This is a genomic window from Longimicrobiaceae bacterium, from assembly GCA_035696245.1.
Taxonomy (GTDB): Bacteria; Gemmatimonadota; Gemmatimonadetes; order Longimicrobiales; family Longimicrobiaceae; genus DASRQW01.
In genome coordinates, this window is the sequence record DASRQW010000502.1 from 1 (window position 1) to 17,099 (window position 17,099).

Consider the following 17,099-nt stretch of genomic DNA (forward strand, 5'->3'; position numbering starts at 1 on the left):
GCGATGAATCGCACCCCTACGCGCGGCAGCGCCGTCGCGTTCTCGACGGCGGGTTCGCTTGGGTGGGGCGCCGTCAGCCGGGCGTGGTGGCGGCGACGGCGAAGGCGCGGGCGTGCCAGGCGTTGCGCATGGGCGTCTCCCAGCGGCCGGCGCGGAGGTCGCCCACGGTGGCGACGGTGTTGTCGAAGACCACCGTGTCGTCGCCAACGGCGCCGGTGCGGGCGAGCTGGCGGAACTCCGGGCGGGTGGCGGTGCGCACCTGTCCGTCCACGTCGCGATACCAGACGGGGGTGGAATCCAGCAGCTTCACGCCCGTCTCGTCCTGGATCTCGCCCAGCGTGTGGAAGAGCGAGTCGATGGAGCAGCCCGATACGCCGGTGGCGCGCTCGTCCGCGGCGACCAGGAGGAACTGGGCGTGGCGAAGGTCGCGCGCGCCCACCACCGTGCGGCCGTGCGCCTGCCAGCGCGCCAGGAACGCGTCCACGCGCTCCTCCAGGTGCGCCTGCTCGCCCGGCGCGAGGGGGCGCGATGCGGCGAACACCCACACGCGGGCGTCGTCGGGAAGGCTGGCGAATTCGGTGGCGCTCATGCGGCTCGGCGGTTCGGGGTGCACGTCACGTGGCTGCCGGAATGTAAGGCGTGGCGAGCGCCGCCTCCAGTGTGCGCGGCGCGGACTCCGGCGGCACGCGGACGAAGTCGCTGTACGACCGGTAGGTGAGGTTCGCGTCGAAGCCCTGGAGCAGCACCGCCCGGAACGCGCCCGGGTAGCTGTGCACGTTGCCGAACGAAGGCAGGCGCACGCGGCCGAAAGGCGTCTCCACGGCCGCGTACCGCACCAGGCTGTGCCCCACGCGCCGCGTGCCCCGCGCGTAGTCGAAGCGGACCTCGCGCACGGCGAAGGTGGCCGTGTCGATCAGGATGGTGCCGCTCACGTCCACCCGGTCGCGGCGCGCCCGCACGGGGCGGAAGCGCAGCGCCCACTGCCCGCCGCTGGGCCGCGGGTCCGCGAACAGGCAGTGGCCCACGAGGAAGTCGTCTTCCAGCAGCTCCAGCTCGTCGGGCACGCTGATGTTGATGCCGCCGCTCTCCTGGCTCACGAACCCGGCCGTCTCGCGCATGGCGCGGCGGCGGGCCTCGTGCGCGCGCACCGAGTCCGGCGTGAGGACGAGCACCGTGTCGCGCTCGGAGAGCATGGGGCCCAGCGCGCGGATGCGGCCCTCGGCGCGGAAGTGCAGCAGGCTCTGGTAGGCGTAGCGCGCCTCGAACTCGCGGCGTGTCTCCGCGGCCTTCCGCGTCTCGGCCCACAGCGCGGCCAGGCGCGGCTGCTGGGCGAGCCGCTCGCCGGTGTAGCACGCCGGGCCTCCCGAGACCGCCGTGAGGGCAGCCAGCACGACCGCGCGGCTCACGCTCCGCAGCGTCTGGTCCACCGTCTGCCCCTCCGCGACGGGGAAGACGGCGGACGGCGCCGTGCTGAACCCGATGCGCTCCACGCGCAGCACGTAGCGCCCGGCAGGTACGTCGCCGAAGCGGAAGGCGCCCGCCGTGTCGGTGAGCGCGGTGCGCGTCTCGCCGCCCGCCGCGGGCGCGAGCTTCACCAGCGACAGCGCGATGGGCGAGCCGTCCTCTGCCGCCACGGCGCGGCCGGTGACGGTGCCGTTCTGCTGCGCGGCGGCCGTCCGCGCGAAGGCCAGCACGGCGAGGAGCAGGAGGACGGGCGCGGCGAGGGACGCGCGAACGTAGGGTCGCATGATCGGAACCCGGGATGAAGGGGTAAGGACGCGCGCGAGAGGCGCGGAAGCACGGAGGGACCGGGTACGAGCGCGCGGGAACGCGGCCGGAAGCTGCTGATCCATCTTACCCGATCCCCAAGCGAAGAACAACGGTGCAGGCACGTCGATCAGTTGTAACGGCGGCGGCCGCGCCTCCGGAGAGACGTGGCCGTCGTGTCATGGCTCGCTCGCGGTGCCGGACGCCGTACATCTCCCAGCCGCCCGCCGTTCGATGCGGCGGATGCGACGAGCTGCGCCGGCCGATGCGGGATGGTCAGTCCGCGCCGGGCACGCGGCGGAAGTCGCGGTAGTCGCGGAAGGCGATGGTGCCCTGGAAGCTGCTGACGAAGAGCCCGATCATCCCGCGCGGGTCGCCGTGCAGCGCGCCGCCGGCCGGAAGGCGCACGGTGCCGAACGGCGTGGCCGTGGGCGCGTACGAGAGCGTGCCGCGCCCCCACGCGTGCGGGCCGCTCCGGTAGTCGAACGCGATCTGCCGCACGGCGAAGCTGGCGGTGTCGATCAGGATCGTGCCGCGGATGTCGGACCGGCCGTCCGCCGTGCTCACCGGGCGGAAGCGCAGCGCCCACGCCCCGTCGGCCGTGGGCGCCGGGTCCGCGAAGAGGCAGTGGCCCACGAGGAAGTCGTCTTCCAGCAGCTCCATCTCGTCCGGAAGGCTGAGCAGCAGCGAGTTGCGCGTCTGGTGCACGTAGCCCTCGCGGTCGCGCATGGCGCGGCGGCGGGCCTCGCGCACGCGAACCGAGTCCGGCGTGGTCTCCACCACCGAGTCCCTGTCCACGACCTTGTCGTGGAAGATGCGCACGTGGCCCACGAACTGGAGGCGCATCTTGGCGCGGTAGGCGTACTGCCGCTGGAACTGGCGGCGCGTCTCGGCCGCCTTGCGCGCCTCGGTCCAGAGCGCGGCCAGCTCCGGCTCGCCGGCCAGCCCGGCGCCGGTGACGCAGCGGTTGGCGACGGCGGTGATCGCCTGGATCGCCACGGCCCGCTCGCCGGCGCGCAGCGGCCGGTCCACCGTTTCGCCCGCGGGTACGGCGAACTGCGGCGAGGGCGCGTCGTCGTAGCCGATGCGCTCCACGCGCAGCCGGTACGCGCCCGGCGCGACACTCTCGAAGCGGAATGCGCCGCCCGCGTCGGTGAGCACGGTGCGCCCCTCGCCGCCATGCGCGGGTGCCAGCCGCACCAGGGAGAGCGGGATGGGCGCGCCGTCCGCCGCGGCGAGCGCGTGGCCGGTTACGGCGCCCGGCGCCTGCTGCGAAGCCGCGGGACCGGCGCCGAGGACGAGGGAGAGGACGAGGGAGAGGACGAGGGAGAGGACGAGCAGGGCCGATGAGCGAACGGAGCGGGAGGACATGGCAGGGCGGGGGCTGCGGGGAGGGACGGCGCCGGCCCGGCGAGCTCCGGAGCGGACGTGTCTCCCACTGGCAAGCCCCGGCCCCGTTCCCGGCGCATACGTTCGATTCACCGAAGCGGATGCGGAGCATGGAGTTGCCCGGCCGTGCAGCGCGCATGTGACGCCGGACGGCATCCGTCGCTCGTCCCCCAACGCGGACGGCCGCGTCTCGGAGAGACACGGCCGTCGCGGATGCTGCAATCCGGGTTCACTCCGCCGCGCCGCGTTCGGCGTCCCCGCATCTCCCGACCGCCGTTCCGCATCGCCTCGGTCGACGTGATCGGTCGGCGGACGTGCGGGCGGCGTCAGTTGCGGACGGGGCGCCCGTCGGCGAAGGGGAGAAGCTCGGACTCGGGCACGGGGACGGTGCGGGTCATGCCTTCCCAGCCGCAGCGCGGGCACCAGCGGCGCTGGATGCGGCCGCCCATCAGCCTCGCCGCCGCGCGCCCGGCCAGGCCCATGCGCACCGGCAGCGTGTCCGCGTCGCACTCGCTGCACGTGCGCTCGGCGGGGAAGATGAAGTAGATGGTCGCCATCGCGAGCACGAACTTGGCCCCGAAGGCGACGAAGAAGAAGAGCAGCCAGAGAAGGACGTCGTGCATCCGACACGTCTCCCGCGGGTGGTGCGATTCGTTTCCGGCAGGCTGCGCAAGAAGCGGGCTCCCTGGCGGGCAGCCGGCCGTGCCTCTCCCGTGGTTCACTACGCGCCGGCCGGCGGATGGTTCCTTGCTCGCCCGGTGGGCCCCGGTTACACTTCGCCGCCCCGCACCCGAGACGCCCGTGAGACACGAATGAACGTCCTGAACGTCCAGAACCTGCACAAGAGCTTCGGCCCCCGCGTGATCTTCGACGGCGTCGCCTTCGCGGTCGACGAGGGGGAGAAGGTGGGCTTCATCGGGGTGAACGGGTCCGGGAAGAGCACGCTGTTCCGCATCGTGGCGGGCGCGGAGGGCAAGGAGGACGGCACCATCGCCTTCCAGCGCGGCATCCGCGTGGGCTACCTGTCGCAGGAGCCGGAGTTCGAGCCGGGCGACACCATCATCCGCGCGGTCGCGGGCGGCAAGCCGGAGCTCCAGGAGGCGCTGGCGGAGTACCACGACGTGGCCGCCTTGCTCGCCCGCGGCGAGGGCGACGCGGAGCGGCTGCTGGCGCGCCAGGGCGAGGCGGGCGCGCGCATCGACGCGCTGGGCGGGTGGGACTGGGAGCACCGCATGGAGGCGATCCTCACCCGCGTGGGCGTCACCGGCTGGGAGCGGCCGGTGGACGGCCTGAGCGGCGGCGAACGCAAGCGCGTAGCGCTCGCCCGCGTCCTCCTCCAGGAGCCCGAGCTGCTCCTCCTCGACGAGCCGACCAACCACCTGGACGCCGACACGGTGCTGTGGCTGGAAGGCCACCTCCAGCAGTACCCCGGCGCGGTGATGCTCATCACCCACGACCGCTACTTCCTGGACCGCGTGGTCACCCGGATGATCGAGGTCTCGGTGGGCGATCTCACGGCATACCCCGGTGGCTACACCGAGTACCTGGAGGCGAAGGCCGAGCGGATGGAACGGCTTTCGGTGGAGGAGGAGAAGCGGAAGAAGCTGATCGAGAAGGAGCTGGCGTGGGTGAAGCGCTCGCCCAGCGCGCGCACCGGCAAGCAGCAGGCGCGCATCAACCGTCTCGACCAGCTCCAGACGGACCAGCAGGCGAAGCGCCTGCCGCAGCGCAACGTGGCCGAGATGGCCGCGGCCGAGGCGCCGCGCCTGGGCCGCACGATCCTCGACATCCACCACGTCACCAAGAGCTTCGGCGACCGCACGCTGGTGCGCGACTTCAGCACCATCCTCCAGGCCGGCGAGCGGATCGGTATCATCGGGCCCAACGGGGCGGGCAAGACCACGCTGCTCCGCATCATCATGGGCGAGGAGCCGGCCGACTCGGGAGATGTGGAGCTGGGGAAGAACACGCGCATCGCCTACTTCGACCAGCGCCGCGACGATCTCGATCCCGAGGCGTCGGTCTACGAGGCGGTGGCGAGCGAGGACTGGGTCACCGTCGGCGGTCAGCGCACGCATCTCCGCAGCTATCTCGAAACCTTTCTCTTCCCAGTCCCCGTGCAGCGCCAGAAGGTGCGCTCGCTCTCCGGCGGCGAGCGCAACCGCGTGCTGCTGGCGCGGCTGTTCCTGAAGGACGCCAACCTGCTCATCCTCGACGAGCCGACGAACGACCTGGACCTCGTCACGCTCCAGGTGCTGGAGGAGGTGCTGGCGGACTACGCAGGCTGCGTCCTCCTGGTGACGCACGACCGCTTCTTCCTGGACAAGGTGGCGACCGGCCTCATCGTCTTCGAAGGCAACGGCGCCGTCCGCCGCCACGCGGGCGGCTACGACCTGTACCGCCGCCTCAAGGAGCAGCGCGAAGCCGAAGCCGCCGCATCGTCCGCATCTGCCGCCGCGCCGAAGGAGAAGAAGGCCGAGGCGCCGAAGCCCGCCGCGGGCGCCGGCCGCCGGCTGACTTGGAAGGAGAAGAAGGAGCTGGAGGGAATGGAGCAGGCGATCCTGGAAGCTGAGGAGTTGAAGGAGACACTGAGCGCCCGCCTGGCCGACCCCGCCCTCTACGCCGGCGCGGCGGACGAGGTGGCGAAGGTCTCCGCGCAGTTCCGCGAGGCGGTGGAGCGCGTGGATGCCCTCTACGCGCGCTGGGGCGAGCTGGAGGAGATCCGCGCCGCCGCGGGATGAGGCGGATTCCGTAGCGTCATGGGCGTCCGGACGGTCCGGTGAAACGTGCGGCGCAAAGTGGCGAAATTCCGTAAGCCATTGCACTGCATCGTCATGTGCGAAAACGCGTGGCTCCTGGCCGTAGTTCTTCCGAAAAAGGTTGTTGACAGCCCTTCCGCGTCTCACTAAAGTGCAACTCCCCGCTCACAAAGCACCGCTGTAAATCCCCGCACTTCCGAGCACCCAATGTTTCTCCCCGCCATGCTTTCCCTGGCGGCGTCCCTTGGCGTCGTCCATGGAACCGGTGCCCCCGCGGCACACGACTCCGTTCCTCCCGTGCGCGCCGCGGCTTCCGTGCCGCCCTCGCGCGCTCCCTTTCATCCGTCGCACCACGCGCTGTCCAGCGCCGCCGCGGCGGGCATGAGCATGACCGAGCTGCTGCACGCCGAGCAGGCGGTGAGCGATGAGGTGCAGCGCGGCGCCTTTCCCGGCGCGGCGCTGGCGGTGGGCAAGCGCGGCCAGGTGGTGATGGAGCAGGGCATCGGGCAGATGGGCTGGGACGGCGGCGACGAGGGCGTGGACCCGGACTGGACGATGTACGACCTCGCCTCGCTCTCCAAGGTCGTCGGCACCACCACCGCGGCGATGCTGCTGGTGGAGGACGGGAAGATGTCGCTGGACATGCCCGTCTCCGCCTACCTGCCGGAGTTCACGGGCGGCGGCAAGGAGCGCGTGACCGTGCGCAACCTGCTCACCCACACCGCCGGCCTGCCCGAGGGCGCCGACGTGTGGGGCGCCACGGCCGACGACGCGCTCCAGAATGCCCTGCGCGTGCAACTCGTGTCCGAGCCCGGCGCGCGGGTGCTGTACTCGGACCTGAGCATGGTCGTGCTCTACGCCGCCGCCGAGCGCGCGGCGGGCGAGCCGCTGTACCGGCTGCTGGACCGCCGCGTCTTCTCGCCGCTGGCGATGCACTCTACGACATACGTGCCGGGCGAGGGCTGCGAGCGCTGCGCGCCCACCATCCGCGGCTCGGCGGGCTTCCGCGGCAAGGTGCACGACCCCATCGCCCGCGGGCTGGGCGGTTTCTCGGGCAACGCGGGCCTCTTCTCCACCGCGCACGACCTGGCGCGCTTCGCGTCGATGCTGGCCAGCGGCGGCGAGCTGGACGGCGTGCGCGTCCTCCAGGCCCGCACCATCCGCCAGTTCACGCAGCGGCAGGCGGGCGCGGGCACGCGGGCGCTGGGCTGGGACACGCCCACGGGCGGCAGCTCGGGCGCGGCGGGCTCGCGCATCTCGCCCAACGCGTTCGGGCACACGGGCTTCACCGGCACGTCGCTGTGGGTGGACCCGGACCGCGGCACCTGGGTGGTGCTGCTCACCAACCGCACGTACGACCCGCAGGGCGCCAACCGCATCCAGGCGCTGCGCCGCACGGTGCACGACTACGTGGCGGCCGCCAGCGACATGCAGAGCGGTGGCTACGCCAGCGCCAACTGACGCGCGTCCGGCAGATGAACGGAAGGAGGGCCCGCGCACCCCGGCGCGGGCCCTTCGCGTTTTCGCCGTCCCGGTAGACGCGGCGCGTTCCATCCGCCATCCGCCACCTTCCGGCGGGGTTCCGTAGATTCTACGCGGAGATAACGGTGAGGAAACGCTCGCCGAATGCTGCCGGAACGCGGTCCGCTCATCTTCCACGCAGGATCAGCCGCGACACCCGCCGCCTCCTCCGCCCGTCCAAACGAGGGAACCATGATGCAGCCGCGTTTCAGGCACGTCCTCGCCGCGCTGGTGCTCGCCGCGTCCGTCCACGCGGGCGCCGTCCACGCGCAGCACGCCCGCAAGGCGGCCGCGAAGTCCACGGTGATGCGCGCCGTGGGCCGGGCCGCGCCGGTGGGCGAGGTGCGCGCCGGCACGTCCGTGAACGGCACGCTCGCGCCGGGCGACTCCGTCCTCTCCGACACCTCGTACCTGGACGTGTGGTCGTACCGCGGCCGAGCGGGCGAGCGCGTCACCATCACGCTGAGCTCAAAGGCGTACGACACCTACCTGCACCTGGACCTGCCGCCCGGCGGCGCCGCCCTGGCGACCGACGACGACAGCGGCGGCGGCACCAACTCGCGCATCGTCATCCGGCTCCTGCAGGACGGGGTGTACTCCATCGCCGTGAACTCGGTGCGGCCGCGGCAGACGGGCCCGTACACGCTGTCGGTAGAGGCTACGCGCAACACGCAGGTGGGCGCCGCGGGCGAGGACTGGGCCGCCATCTACCCCGGCGGCGGCGACCCGAACGAGCGCTACGCGGTGCTGGTGGGGATGGAGAACTACCCCACGCGCGCCGACCACCTGGACGGCCCGGCCACCGATGCCCGGCTCATGCGCGACCTGCTGGTGGAGAAGTACGGCTTCCGGCCGGAGAACGTGGTCATGCTGCAGGACTCCGCCGGCAACCGCGAGCGCGTGATCCAGGCCGTGCAGCGGCACCTGGGGCAGGCGGGGCCGCGCGGCGTGGCCGTCTTCTACTACTCCGGCCACGGCACGCAGCTGGACGGCAACTTCGGCCAGCAGGACGACGAGCCCGACGGCAAGGACGAGGCGATCGTGCTGTGGGGCGGCAGCGACCGGGTGAGCCTGCTTCTGGACGACGAGCTCGGCTCGCTCTCCGACCGCCTGCCCGCCGGCCGCGCGCTCTTCATCCTGGACTCGTGCCACTCCGGCACGGCGCTCCGCGGCGGCGCGGAGACCGCGAACCCGGCGAACAAGTTCCTGTCCATGGCCCGCCTCCGCGGCCAGCTGCAGATGCCGCGCTCGTTCCTGCCCGCCGCCGCGCGCGGCGAGGCGGCGGTGTCGCTGGATCCGCCGGGGCGCGGCCAGCGCAAGCGCGTGTTCATCGCCGCCGCAGCGGACCAGGAGTCGGCGTGGGGCGTGAGCGAGCCGTGGCCGGCCGGCACCAACGAGAGCGTCTTCACCCATTACCTCGTCGAGGAGCTGCGCAGGTCCGACGCCTCGGAGACGTTCCAGCAGGCGGCGCGCGTAACGCTGGGTGCCACCACGCGCTACACCAAGCAGCACCACGGCAAGCCCCAGACGCCCCGCGCCGAGGGCGAGCACGTGGCCGAGCCCATCGCGGACTTCCTCGCCAAGCGCTGAGCCGCTGGCCTTTTCGGTAGATGCGACCGCGCCCTCCGCCGTTTCGTGGCGGAGGGCGCGGTTTTGCTTTGTCGCTGCGGGGAGGGCGTGCGCGCGCTCGTCGGCGGAGGACCTCTCTCCGGAAGCCGCGAAACTCGCCTAGGCTCGGACAGACGCGGCTTCCTCCGAGAGATCCTCCACCTCCTCGCATCAATCATCCACGACGGTCGCATCGAATCATCCACGACGGCTCGCATCCGTAGATGCACGTCGTCCGACGTTCCAAGCATCCACGCATCCCCCGGAACCGCGCGATTCCGCAGATGCCTTGCGCTGGATGTCTCTACCGCACAACGGTTTCGGTAGATGATAATGTTGAAGCCGTAGGGGTGCGATTCATCGCATCCGGGCCTTTCCGCCGCGCAGATGCTGGATGTCTGCACCGCATCCGCCGCCGTCATCCAACGTTGGACACTGGTGGATTCCACCGCCACCCATCTCCAGAAAACCAATTCTGCTACCGCTCAGCTCCCGCCGACGAGCTGGAAGCCGGCCCAGTAGAGCGGATCGGAGAAGCCAGGCGTCTTGCGGAGGGCTTCCTGGGCGCGGCGGAGGGCCTCGGCCTTGTCGGGCCGGTCCACATCTCCAAGCCAGTGCGTGTAGAACCCCTGCATGAGCCGCGCGGTCGCGTCGTCAGAGATGCTCCAGAGGGTGACGAGCACGCTGCGGGCGCCGTGGGCCAGGAACGCGCGCTGGAGGCCCACCGTGCCCTCGGCGCTCTTGAGGTTGCCGAGGCCCGTCTGACAGGCGGAGAGCACCACCAGGTCGGCGTGCAGCCGCGGAAGCTCGTCCACTACCTCGCCCGCGGTGAGCAGGCCGTCGTTGGCGCTGTCCGCCGCGAAGGCCACGAACGACGAGCGCGCCAGCGCGTCGGAGCTGTAGGCGAACCCGTGCGTGGCGAAGTGCACCACCGGCGCGGCGCCGATCAGCCCCCGCACGGCGGTCTCGGACGCGACGGCGCCCGTGCGAGAGCGGGCGCCCAGCCGCGCGGCCACCCAGCGCGCCTCGCGCTCCGCCGCGGGTAGCGCGGAGAGCCGGAGCCGCCGGCCGGTCGAGGCGCCCACGTCGGGCATCGCCGGGTTGCCGACGACGAGCGAGGCGCGCAGCGCCGCCACTCCGGCCGTGCCCCGTCCCGCCGCGGGCCGACGCTCCGCCTCCGCCAGCGCGGCGAGCGACGGGGCGTAGCGCAGCGCGTGGCGGGCGCCCAGCGGGACCGTGTCGTCCAGCATCAGCGCGGCGAAGGGGACGAGCGCGAGCGGGCCGGCCGGGAGCACGACCAGCTCGCCCCGCGCGGGCAGCGCGGCGCGGAGGCCGGGCGGCAGCAGCACCGCCGTCAGCCGGCCGGCCGCGGTGGGGCCGTCCAGGTCCAGGTCCGACGCGGGCGTCGCCGCGCCTCCCGTGGGGTCCATGCGCACTGCGCGCGACTCGGCGCCGCCCAGGTGCTGCGCGGCGGCGGCCTCGTCCGCGCCCATCTCCCTCCGCAGCGCACCGACGAGCGCGGCCAGCGTGTCGGAGTCCACGCGCGTGCGGAAGACGGACGGATCGCCGGCGGGCGGGATCACCCACGCGAAAAGCGTGTCCGCCGTGACGAGGTACGAGACGACGGTGGCGCCGGTGCGCCGCGCCACGCGGACGAGCGAGTCGCCCTCGGCCGGCAGGTCGGCGCCGGCGGTGGCACCCTGCGCGCGCCCGCGCATCAGGTCCAGCAGCGCCTGCGACCGCCCGCGCTCGCCCGCGGCCAGGCCCGCGCGCAGGGCGGCGCCCGCGCCCACGTCGCCCGTGCGTGCCAGCCACGCCCGCGCCCACGAGGGGAACAGCTCCGCGTCGTCCTCGGCCAGGCTCACGCGGTTGGGATCGCCGCCGGCCTGCGCTCCCAGCGTGGCGACCACCGCGGCGGCGGAGTCGTAGTACGCGACGGCCTCGCGCAGCCGGCCCTTCCCCGCGCGGTGCAGCATCCACGCGAGGTTGCCCAGCGCCGCGGCCTCGGCGCGCCGGTCGCCCGCGGCGCGCGCCAGGGAAAGGGCGATGCGCATCTGCTCCAGCCCCTGCGCCGCGCGGCCGTTGCGGGCCAGCAGCACGCCCAGGTTGTTGCGCGTGGACGCCTGGCCGCCCCCGCCTCCCTCCTGCTCCAGCCGCAGCGCCGCGAAGAGCAGCGTGGCGGCCGAGTCCGGCCGGCCGGACTTCTCGGCCAGCGTGGCCAGGTGGTCCAGCGTGGTCGCCTCGTTGGCGCGTATGCCCAGGTAGTGCTGGATGGCGAGCGCGCGCTCCAGCGCCGCGCGCGCCGAGTCCGGCTGGCCCAGCTTGATGTGGACGAGCCCCATGTCGCCCAGCGTGACCGACTCGCCCTCGCGGTCGCCCGTCGCGCGCCGCAGCGGCAGCGCCTGGCGGTAGTAGAGGAGCGCCGAGTCCAGCCGCGCCAGGCGGAACTGGAGGTCGCCCAGGTGCGTGAGCGCCCTCGCCTCCTGCCGCACGTCGCGGTCGGCGCGCGCCGCCTCGCGCTCGCGGCGGAAGTACACCGACGCCGAGTCGGCCCGCCCCTGCTCCATCCACATCGCGCCCACGTTGCCGTACATGACCGCCAGCGTGCCGCTGTTGCCGCTCAGCCGCTGGGCGGCCTGCGCGATGTAGTAGCTGGCCGAGTCCGCGTGGCCCAGGCGGTAGTGCGTGAGGGCGAGGTTGTTCATCGCCACGCCCTCGTTCAGCGGCTTGTTGGCCACGTGGAAGGCGAACAGCGCACGCCTGTGGTACGCCAGCGCCGAGTCCGGCCGCCCCAGGTCGCCCTGCGCGTTCCCCACCTGCGAGAGCGTGCTGCCGCCGCCCTTGTCCTCCCACCCCGCCGCCACCGCGCGCCGGAAGTACGCCACCGCCGAGTCCGGCCGCTGTGCCGAGGCGTACGCCCCCGCCGCGTCGCCCAGCAGCCGCGCATCCAGCACGTGCGTCTTGGACCGGGCCGCCACCTCCAGTGCCTCCCGCAGCAGCGCCACGGCCGAGTCCGCCCTCTCCGCCTTGACGTAGATCTGCGCGGCGGCGTCCAGCGCCAGTGCGTGCGTCGTCCACCGCCCGGCCGCGCCGTACTGGTCCGCCGCCTGGCGCATCAGCCCCGCCGCCCGTGCGAGCGACGCTGCGTCGGTCGACTGCATGGTGCGCGACGCCGCGGCGAACAGCACGGCGGCGCTGTCGGCCGGCGTGCGCTGGGCGGCGAGCGGCGCGGTGGCGGCTACGACTGCGAGGAGGGAGACGGCGGCGGGACGGCGGATGCGCATGGGCGCGGCTCCGGAGTGGAGGGGCGTTGCGGGCGATGCTGACGCGGGCGGATGCGGCCGACGCACGCCGCGGACGTTTACGATGGCACCCGCCGCGCATCCGCGCCACGGTCGCGTTCCGCCCTGCATCCGCCGAGGTGCCGCGGATGTGCGATTGCAGGATCCCCGGACGCAACAAGTGCCCGCGGGAGGACGTCTCCGCGGGCCCTTCGTCGCCGATCATCAGGAGTTTCGCGGGGGAGAGGGGCCCCCTCCCCCAGCCCCTCCCCCAAAACTGCCTGGGGGAGGGGAGCTAGATCGCAGCAGCCGTGAGGGTTACGCGTCCAGCGGAATGGGTCGGCAAGGGCGAGCGGGTGGGGTAGTCGAGATGCGGCTGCCGAAAACAACGGAGTTGCCGACCAATCTTCCTTCCGATATGACCGGTGCGGATCTTTCTTATCTCGCAACCCACCGAACAAAACGCGCTAAACAACACGCCCACAAGCAGTTCTCCCCTCTCCCGCTTGCGGGGGAGGGGCCGGGGGAGGGGGCATCCCTTCAGCACGCCTCACCGTCCCAGCACCGCCTACATCTACCAGACCTCAGTAGACGAGCTGGCTGGCGATGAGGTTCTGGAGGAGGGAGATGGCGAAGAAGGCGACGAGCGGGGAGAGGTCCAGCCCGCCCATGGGCGGCAGGATGGAGGAGATGGGCCGCAGCACGGTGTCGGTGATGCGGCGGATGGCCTCCACGGCGGGGTTGCGCGACATGGGCGAGACGACCCACGACAGGATCACCCGCGCCAGGATGAGCAGCTTGAACAGGTTCAGCGTGGCCAGCAGGAGCGCCCATCCCATCGCGTACCTCCCGTCAGGGTGCGGCGTTTACCGTTGGGCCCAGGTACACCAGCACCGGGGCGGGAAGGGAATGCGCGGCCTCGTACAGCCGCACGGCGGTGAGAGCGTCGGCGCCGGTGAGGGCGGTCGACTTGATACCCGTGAGCATGAGCTCGTGTGCCAGCTCGCGCGCGCGGGCTTCGGGCGTGTCCAGCTCCAGCAGCCGCTCGCCGCGCCAGCGCCGCAGCCGGTCCGCGAAGACCGCCGCGGGCAGCGGCGCGTCGGCGAAGGCGGCGACGGAGCCCTTCAACAGCTCCACCCAGCGGTCGGACTCGCCGGGCGGGACGACGACCTCGAAGCGCAGCTCGCCGCCGCCCGCGTGCCGCACGATCTCGGCGCGGGCGTTGTACACCGAGCGCCGGCTGGGGCCGAACGAGATGCGCTGCACAGCCAGCGAGGCCAGCATGCGCAGCGCCTCCACGTCCGCCCCCGGCGGGAACGGGTACGTCGCCGAGACGAAGGCGGTGATGGAGTTGTACTCCTTGCGCACCGGCTCGGTCGCGGGCTGCGGCGCCGGAACCTCCGTCGCGGCGAGCGGCGCGGCGTCGATCTGCGAGGTGAGGAAGGCGTGCGCCGCCGCGGCGTCCACGTCACCCACCAGCGCCACCGTCACCCGGTCGGGCGTGAAGTTCTTGCGCAGGAAGACGTCCACGTCCGCCGGCGCGAGCTCCGCCACGGCCGACGCGGTCCCCACGGACGGGCGGCCCCACGGGTGGTCGGCGCCGAAGACGGCGGCGTCGGTCTCGCGCTCCAGCGCGTCGGCCGGGCTCTGCTCGCGGCTCTGCAACTCCGCGCGCACGCTGTCGCGCTGGGCGGTGGTCGCGGCGCTGTCCGCCGGATCGCGGAAGATGGCGACCAGCAGCGCGTGCGTGGCGTCCTGCCACACCTCGGGAGCCGAGGTGAGCGAGAAGGCCACGGCGTCCTTGCGGGCCTGCACCTCTAGGTGCGCGCCCAGCGAGTCCAGCACGGGCCGCAGCGAGGCGGTTACGGCCCGCGCGGTCAGGTACGCGATGCCGTGCTGGAGGTCCGGCTCGTCGGCCGGGCCCGTGGCGAGCAGGATCTCTTCCGCCACCACGGGCGTGCCCGGCTCGGCTCGCACGAGGATGCGGTCCTGCTGCGCCGCGGCGGCCCCGGCGTGCGCGAGGGCGAGCGCCAGCGGCAGGGCGAGCGCCGCGAGGCGGGGGGATGGAATGATGCGCGTCACGGGGTGGTCGGCAGCTTCTGGGGTGGGACGTCCACCGTGGCGCGGGTGGCGGCGGTGAGCTGGGCCAGCGCGCGGCGCACCGCGTCCACGTCCACCGCGCCCACCGCGGCGAAGAAGTCCTGCGCGGCGTCGCGGCGGCCGGTGCGGTCGGTGAACGAGCCCAGCACCTCGGCCATCCGCTCCGGCGTACGGGCGTAGAACACCATCTCGCGGCGCACGGCGGCCGCGGCCCGGCGCACCTGGTCCGCATCCACCGAGTCCGCCACGATCGCCAGCGCGCCCGGCACCGCGCGGCGGGTGCGCGCCAATGCGGGGGCGGGCGATGCGACCACGACGGCCAGCGCCTGCCCGTCGTGCGTCCACCAGTGCTCCACCTCCACGAACGACGCTGGGAGGCGGCTGCGCAGCGCGTCGCGCACCAGGCGCGCGGCCACCGTCACGGCCGCGGGGTCCGCGCTGTCCGCCGGCCACGCCGCGCCGATCCAGCCGCGCGTGGCCTGCGGCGCCCGGTCGCCCGCGAAGCCCGGCACCGAGTCCACCAGCGCCCGCGGCTCCTGGACCGACGCGGAGTCGGGCCGCGCAGCGGTGGAATCGGACGAGGCGGAGTCGGTAGATGCGGGGGCTGCCGCGTCGGCGACAGGCTCCGCGTCGGGGATGCTGGCGAAGGCGCGCTGCACGGCGGCGAGCTGCACGTCGCCCACGGCGGTCACGCTCACGCGCTCCGGCCGGTACATGGCCGCCCACACCTGCGCGAGCGGCGCCACGTTCAGCCGCGCCGCCGCGGCCTCCGTCCCGGCCACGGAGACCTGCGCGGGGAAGAGCTTGGCCCGAAGCGCCGCACGGACGTACGACGGCGCCGTCTCCCGCTCGGCGGCGCGCTCCTCGCCCACTTGGCGTAGCGCGGCAAGCATCTGGGCCGTACCCGCCACCGGCGTGTGCAGCGTGGAGCGCAGGATGGTCGAGAGCTGCCCCATCTCCGACGCGGGGCCGATGACCGTGTAGACGACCGCGTCGGCCGTGCGCGCGATCTGCACGCGGCCGCCCACGCGCGCGACCTGCTCCTCCAGCCCCGGAAGCATCAGGTGCTGGAAGAGGTGGCCCGCGCCGGCGTAGCCCGGCGGGTCGTCCGCCAGCAGCGACAGGCGCAGCGCCACCAGCGGCAGCGCCGACTGGCGGTGCACCGAGAGCTGCGCCACCGGCGCGTCGGCCGCGCGGGCGGGAACGCGGGTGGTGTCGGCCGCCGGCAGCGCCGCGGCCAGCGTGAGGGCGAGTGCGAGCATTCAAGGTCCGGATACGAGAGAGGAGCGCCGGGCGGGCGCTCCTCTTGAAACTAACGTGCCTGACGTGTTTCCGGCGAATCTGCCGCAGGCTACTCGGGGATCGCGTCGGCCACGATGAAGTTCATCGGGTCCACCTGGCGGCCGTTCACCTCCACCTCGTAGTGCAGGTGCGGGCCGGACACGAGGCCCGTGGCGCCCACGAGGGCGATCACCTGGCCGCGCTGCACCGTCTGCCCGTCGTGCACCAGCAGCTTCGACGCGTGGGCAAAGCGGGTGATGTACCCGAAGCCGTGGTCGATCTCCACCATGTTGCCGTACCCGTTGCTGCGGTTGCCCGCGAACCGCACCACGCCGCGCGCCGGCGCCAGGATCGGCTCGCCCACCCGCGCCGCGATGTCGATCCCCTTGTGCGGACGGGTGATGTGCAGCACGGGATGGTAGCGCCCGGTGCTGAACGGGCTGGTCAGCGGCCCGGTCGACGGGGCGATGGACGGCATGGAGGCCAGCCGCTCGTGGTTGCTCTGGAGCGCGCTGATCGCCTGGTCCATGCTGGACCGCAGCAGCGTCGCGCGGCGGATGAGCGTGCCCAGGTCCGAGCTGGCCGCGTACACCTTGCCGCCCAGGCGCCGGTCCAGGTAGCGCAGCCCCGTCGCGCCGGACCGCGGCTCGCCGGCCGTGCCCAGGCCCGCGCGCTGCGCCGCCGCGTCCAGCCGCGGGAGCCCGGCGATCACCCGGTAGCTCTCGTCCTTCTTCGACAGCGTCTCGATGGAGCGGTTCAGCTCCAGCATCTGCCCGCGCATCTGGTCCACCTCGGCGGCCAGGAGCTCGTTCTCGTGGGCGATGGCGCCGGCGCGCACGCTCTGGCCCTGCTTCACGAAGAAGCCGATGCTGAACGTGCCCAGCGTGACCGTGCCCATCACCAGGACGGCGAGGGCGGCGCGGATGGCTTTGGCGGAGATCTGGAAGGAGCGGACGCTCTCGTTGTCGTGCGGAACGAGCACGAGCGTCCAGCGGGACAGTGCCATGGGGGCCTTGCTACTCGATGGCGGACGGGGGCGGCCGGCAGGGCACCGCGCGTCCAACTCGATGGGGTTGAAGGGCGTATGATACACGAGACGTCCCGGAGTGTCAACGATCCGGCCTCGCCCCGCACCGATCCAGCCGACAGGAGATGTCGTTCCGCACCAAGCGTTTACCTGCTGCGACGAAGTTCCGTCGCCACCTCGCGCCCGGTGGTTGAAACCGCGGCAACAGAAGCGCAAAGTCCCCCTGCGGGGACTAACCCCGAAGCGTCATCCTTGTACGTAGGCCATGACACGACCGATAGTTCCGACCCGCGCCGACCTCACCGCCACGTGGGCCAGGCTCCCCTCCCCCAGGCAGTTTTGGGGGAGGGGCTGGGGGAGGGGGCC

Annotated in this window: 12 protein-coding genes; 3 read left to right on the forward strand and 9 right to left on the reverse strand. The window is 73.0% G+C overall.

Annotation, left to right across the window (positions count from 1 at the left end):
• Positions 1-73: 73 nt before the first annotated feature.
• From VFE05_22475 to VFE05_22490, 4 genes are all read right to left on the reverse strand, one after another.
• Positions 74-589, reverse strand: coding sequence for a hypothetical protein (locus VFE05_22475; GenBank protein HET6232859.1), 516 nt, complete (start codon positions 587-589; stop codon positions 74-76).
• 25 nt (positions 590-614) lie between these two features.
• Positions 615-1,748: a carboxypeptidase-like regulatory domain-containing protein gene (locus VFE05_22480; protein HET6232860.1), complete on the reverse strand. Its 1,134-nt coding sequence runs from the start codon at positions 1,746-1,748 to the stop codon at positions 615-617.
• Positions 1,749-2,043: 295 nt separating this feature from the next.
• A complete protein-coding gene (locus VFE05_22485; protein ID HET6232861.1) occupies positions 2,044-3,138 on the reverse strand; it encodes a carboxypeptidase-like regulatory domain-containing protein in 1,095 nt (364 codons plus the stop codon).
• A 344-nt stretch (positions 3,139-3,482) separates the two neighbouring features.
• Positions 3,483-3,779 carry a hypothetical protein gene (locus VFE05_22490; GenBank protein ID HET6232862.1) on the reverse strand — a complete coding sequence of 99 codons (297 nt, stop codon included), beginning with the start codon at positions 3,777-3,779 and terminating at the stop codon, positions 3,483-3,485.
• Positions 3,780-3,968: 189 nt separating this feature from the next.
• Between VFE05_22490 and VFE05_22495 the strand changes: the two genes are divergently transcribed.
• From VFE05_22495 to VFE05_22505, 3 genes are all read left to right on the forward strand, one after another.
• Positions 3,969-5,897 carry an ABC-F family ATP-binding cassette domain-containing protein gene (locus VFE05_22495; GenBank protein ID HET6232863.1) on the forward strand — a complete coding sequence of 643 codons (1,929 nt, stop codon included), beginning with the start codon at positions 3,969-3,971 and terminating at the stop codon, positions 5,895-5,897.
• A gap of 399 nt (positions 5,898-6,296) precedes the next feature.
• Positions 6,297-7,376: a serine hydrolase domain-containing protein gene (locus VFE05_22500; GenBank protein ID HET6232864.1), complete on the forward strand. Its 1,080-nt coding sequence runs from the start codon at positions 6,297-6,299 to the stop codon at positions 7,374-7,376.
• Between the two features lie 252 nt (positions 7,377-7,628).
• A complete protein-coding gene (locus tag VFE05_22505; protein HET6232865.1) occupies positions 7,629-9,026 on the forward strand; it encodes a caspase family protein in 1,398 nt (465 codons plus the stop codon).
• A 503-nt stretch (positions 9,027-9,529) separates the two neighbouring features.
• Here the strand turns inward: VFE05_22505 and VFE05_22510 are convergent.
• From VFE05_22510 to VFE05_22530, 5 genes are all read right to left on the reverse strand, one after another.
• Positions 9,530-12,328 (reverse strand): CHAT domain-containing tetratricopeptide repeat protein, encoded by a 2,799-nt coding sequence (locus tag VFE05_22510; GenBank protein ID HET6232866.1) that lies wholly within the window; start codon positions 12,326-12,328, stop codon positions 9,530-9,532.
• A gap of 581 nt (positions 12,329-12,909) precedes the next feature.
• On the reverse strand, positions 12,910-13,164 hold the full coding sequence (locus VFE05_22515) for a YggT family protein (GenBank protein HET6232867.1): 255 nt from the start codon (positions 13,162-13,164) through the stop codon (positions 12,910-12,912).
• 13 nt (positions 13,165-13,177) lie between these two features.
• Positions 13,178-14,407: a hypothetical protein gene (locus VFE05_22520; protein HET6232868.1), complete on the reverse strand. Its 1,230-nt coding sequence runs from the start codon at positions 14,405-14,407 to the stop codon at positions 13,178-13,180.
• Positions 14,404-15,687, reverse strand: coding sequence for a hypothetical protein (locus tag VFE05_22525; GenBank protein HET6232869.1), 1,284 nt, complete (start codon positions 15,685-15,687; stop codon positions 14,404-14,406). Before VFE05_22525 ends, VFE05_22520 begins: the two co-directional genes overlap by 4 nt.
• Positions 15,688-15,776: 89 nt before the next feature.
• Positions 15,777-16,712, reverse strand: a complete 936-nt coding sequence (locus VFE05_22530) for a M23 family metallopeptidase (GenBank protein ID HET6232870.1) — start codon at positions 16,710-16,712, stop codon at positions 15,777-15,779.
• Between the last annotated feature and the right edge of the window lie 387 nt (positions 16,713-17,099).

Coding starts and splice junctions, on each gene's coding strand:
- VFE05_22515 (HET6232867.1), bottom strand. CDS start 13,164: ATGGGATGGGCGCTCCTGCTGGCCACGCTGAACCTGTTCAAGCTGCTC.
- VFE05_22525 (HET6232869.1), bottom strand. CDS start 15,687: ATGCTCGCACTCGCCCTCACGCTGGCCGCGGCGCTGCCGGCGGCCGAC.
- VFE05_22510 (HET6232866.1), bottom strand. CDS start 12,328: ATGCGCATCCGCCGTCCCGCCGCCGTCTCCCTCCTCGCAGTCGTAGCC.
- VFE05_22495 (HET6232863.1), top strand. CDS start 3,969: ATGAACGTCCTGAACGTCCAGAACCTGCACAAGAGCTTCGGCCCCCGC.
- VFE05_22480 (HET6232860.1), bottom strand. CDS start 1,748: ATGCGACCCTACGTTCGCGCGTCCCTCGCCGCGCCCGTCCTCCTGCTC.
- VFE05_22485 (HET6232861.1), bottom strand. CDS start 3,138: ATGTCCTCCCGCTCCGTTCGCTCATCGGCCCTGCTCGTCCTCTCCCTC.
- VFE05_22505 (HET6232865.1), top strand. CDS start 7,629: ATGATGCAGCCGCGTTTCAGGCACGTCCTCGCCGCGCTGGTGCTCGCC.
- VFE05_22500 (HET6232864.1), top strand. CDS start 6,297: ATGAGCATGACCGAGCTGCTGCACGCCGAGCAGGCGGTGAGCGATGAG.
- VFE05_22490 (HET6232862.1), bottom strand. CDS start 3,779: ATGCACGACGTCCTTCTCTGGCTGCTCTTCTTCTTCGTCGCCTTCGGG.
- VFE05_22475 (HET6232859.1), bottom strand. CDS start 589: ATGAGCGCCACCGAATTCGCCAGCCTTCCCGACGACGCCCGCGTGTGG.
- VFE05_22530 (HET6232870.1), bottom strand. CDS start 16,712: ATGGCACTGTCCCGCTGGACGCTCGTGCTCGTTCCGCACGACAACGAG.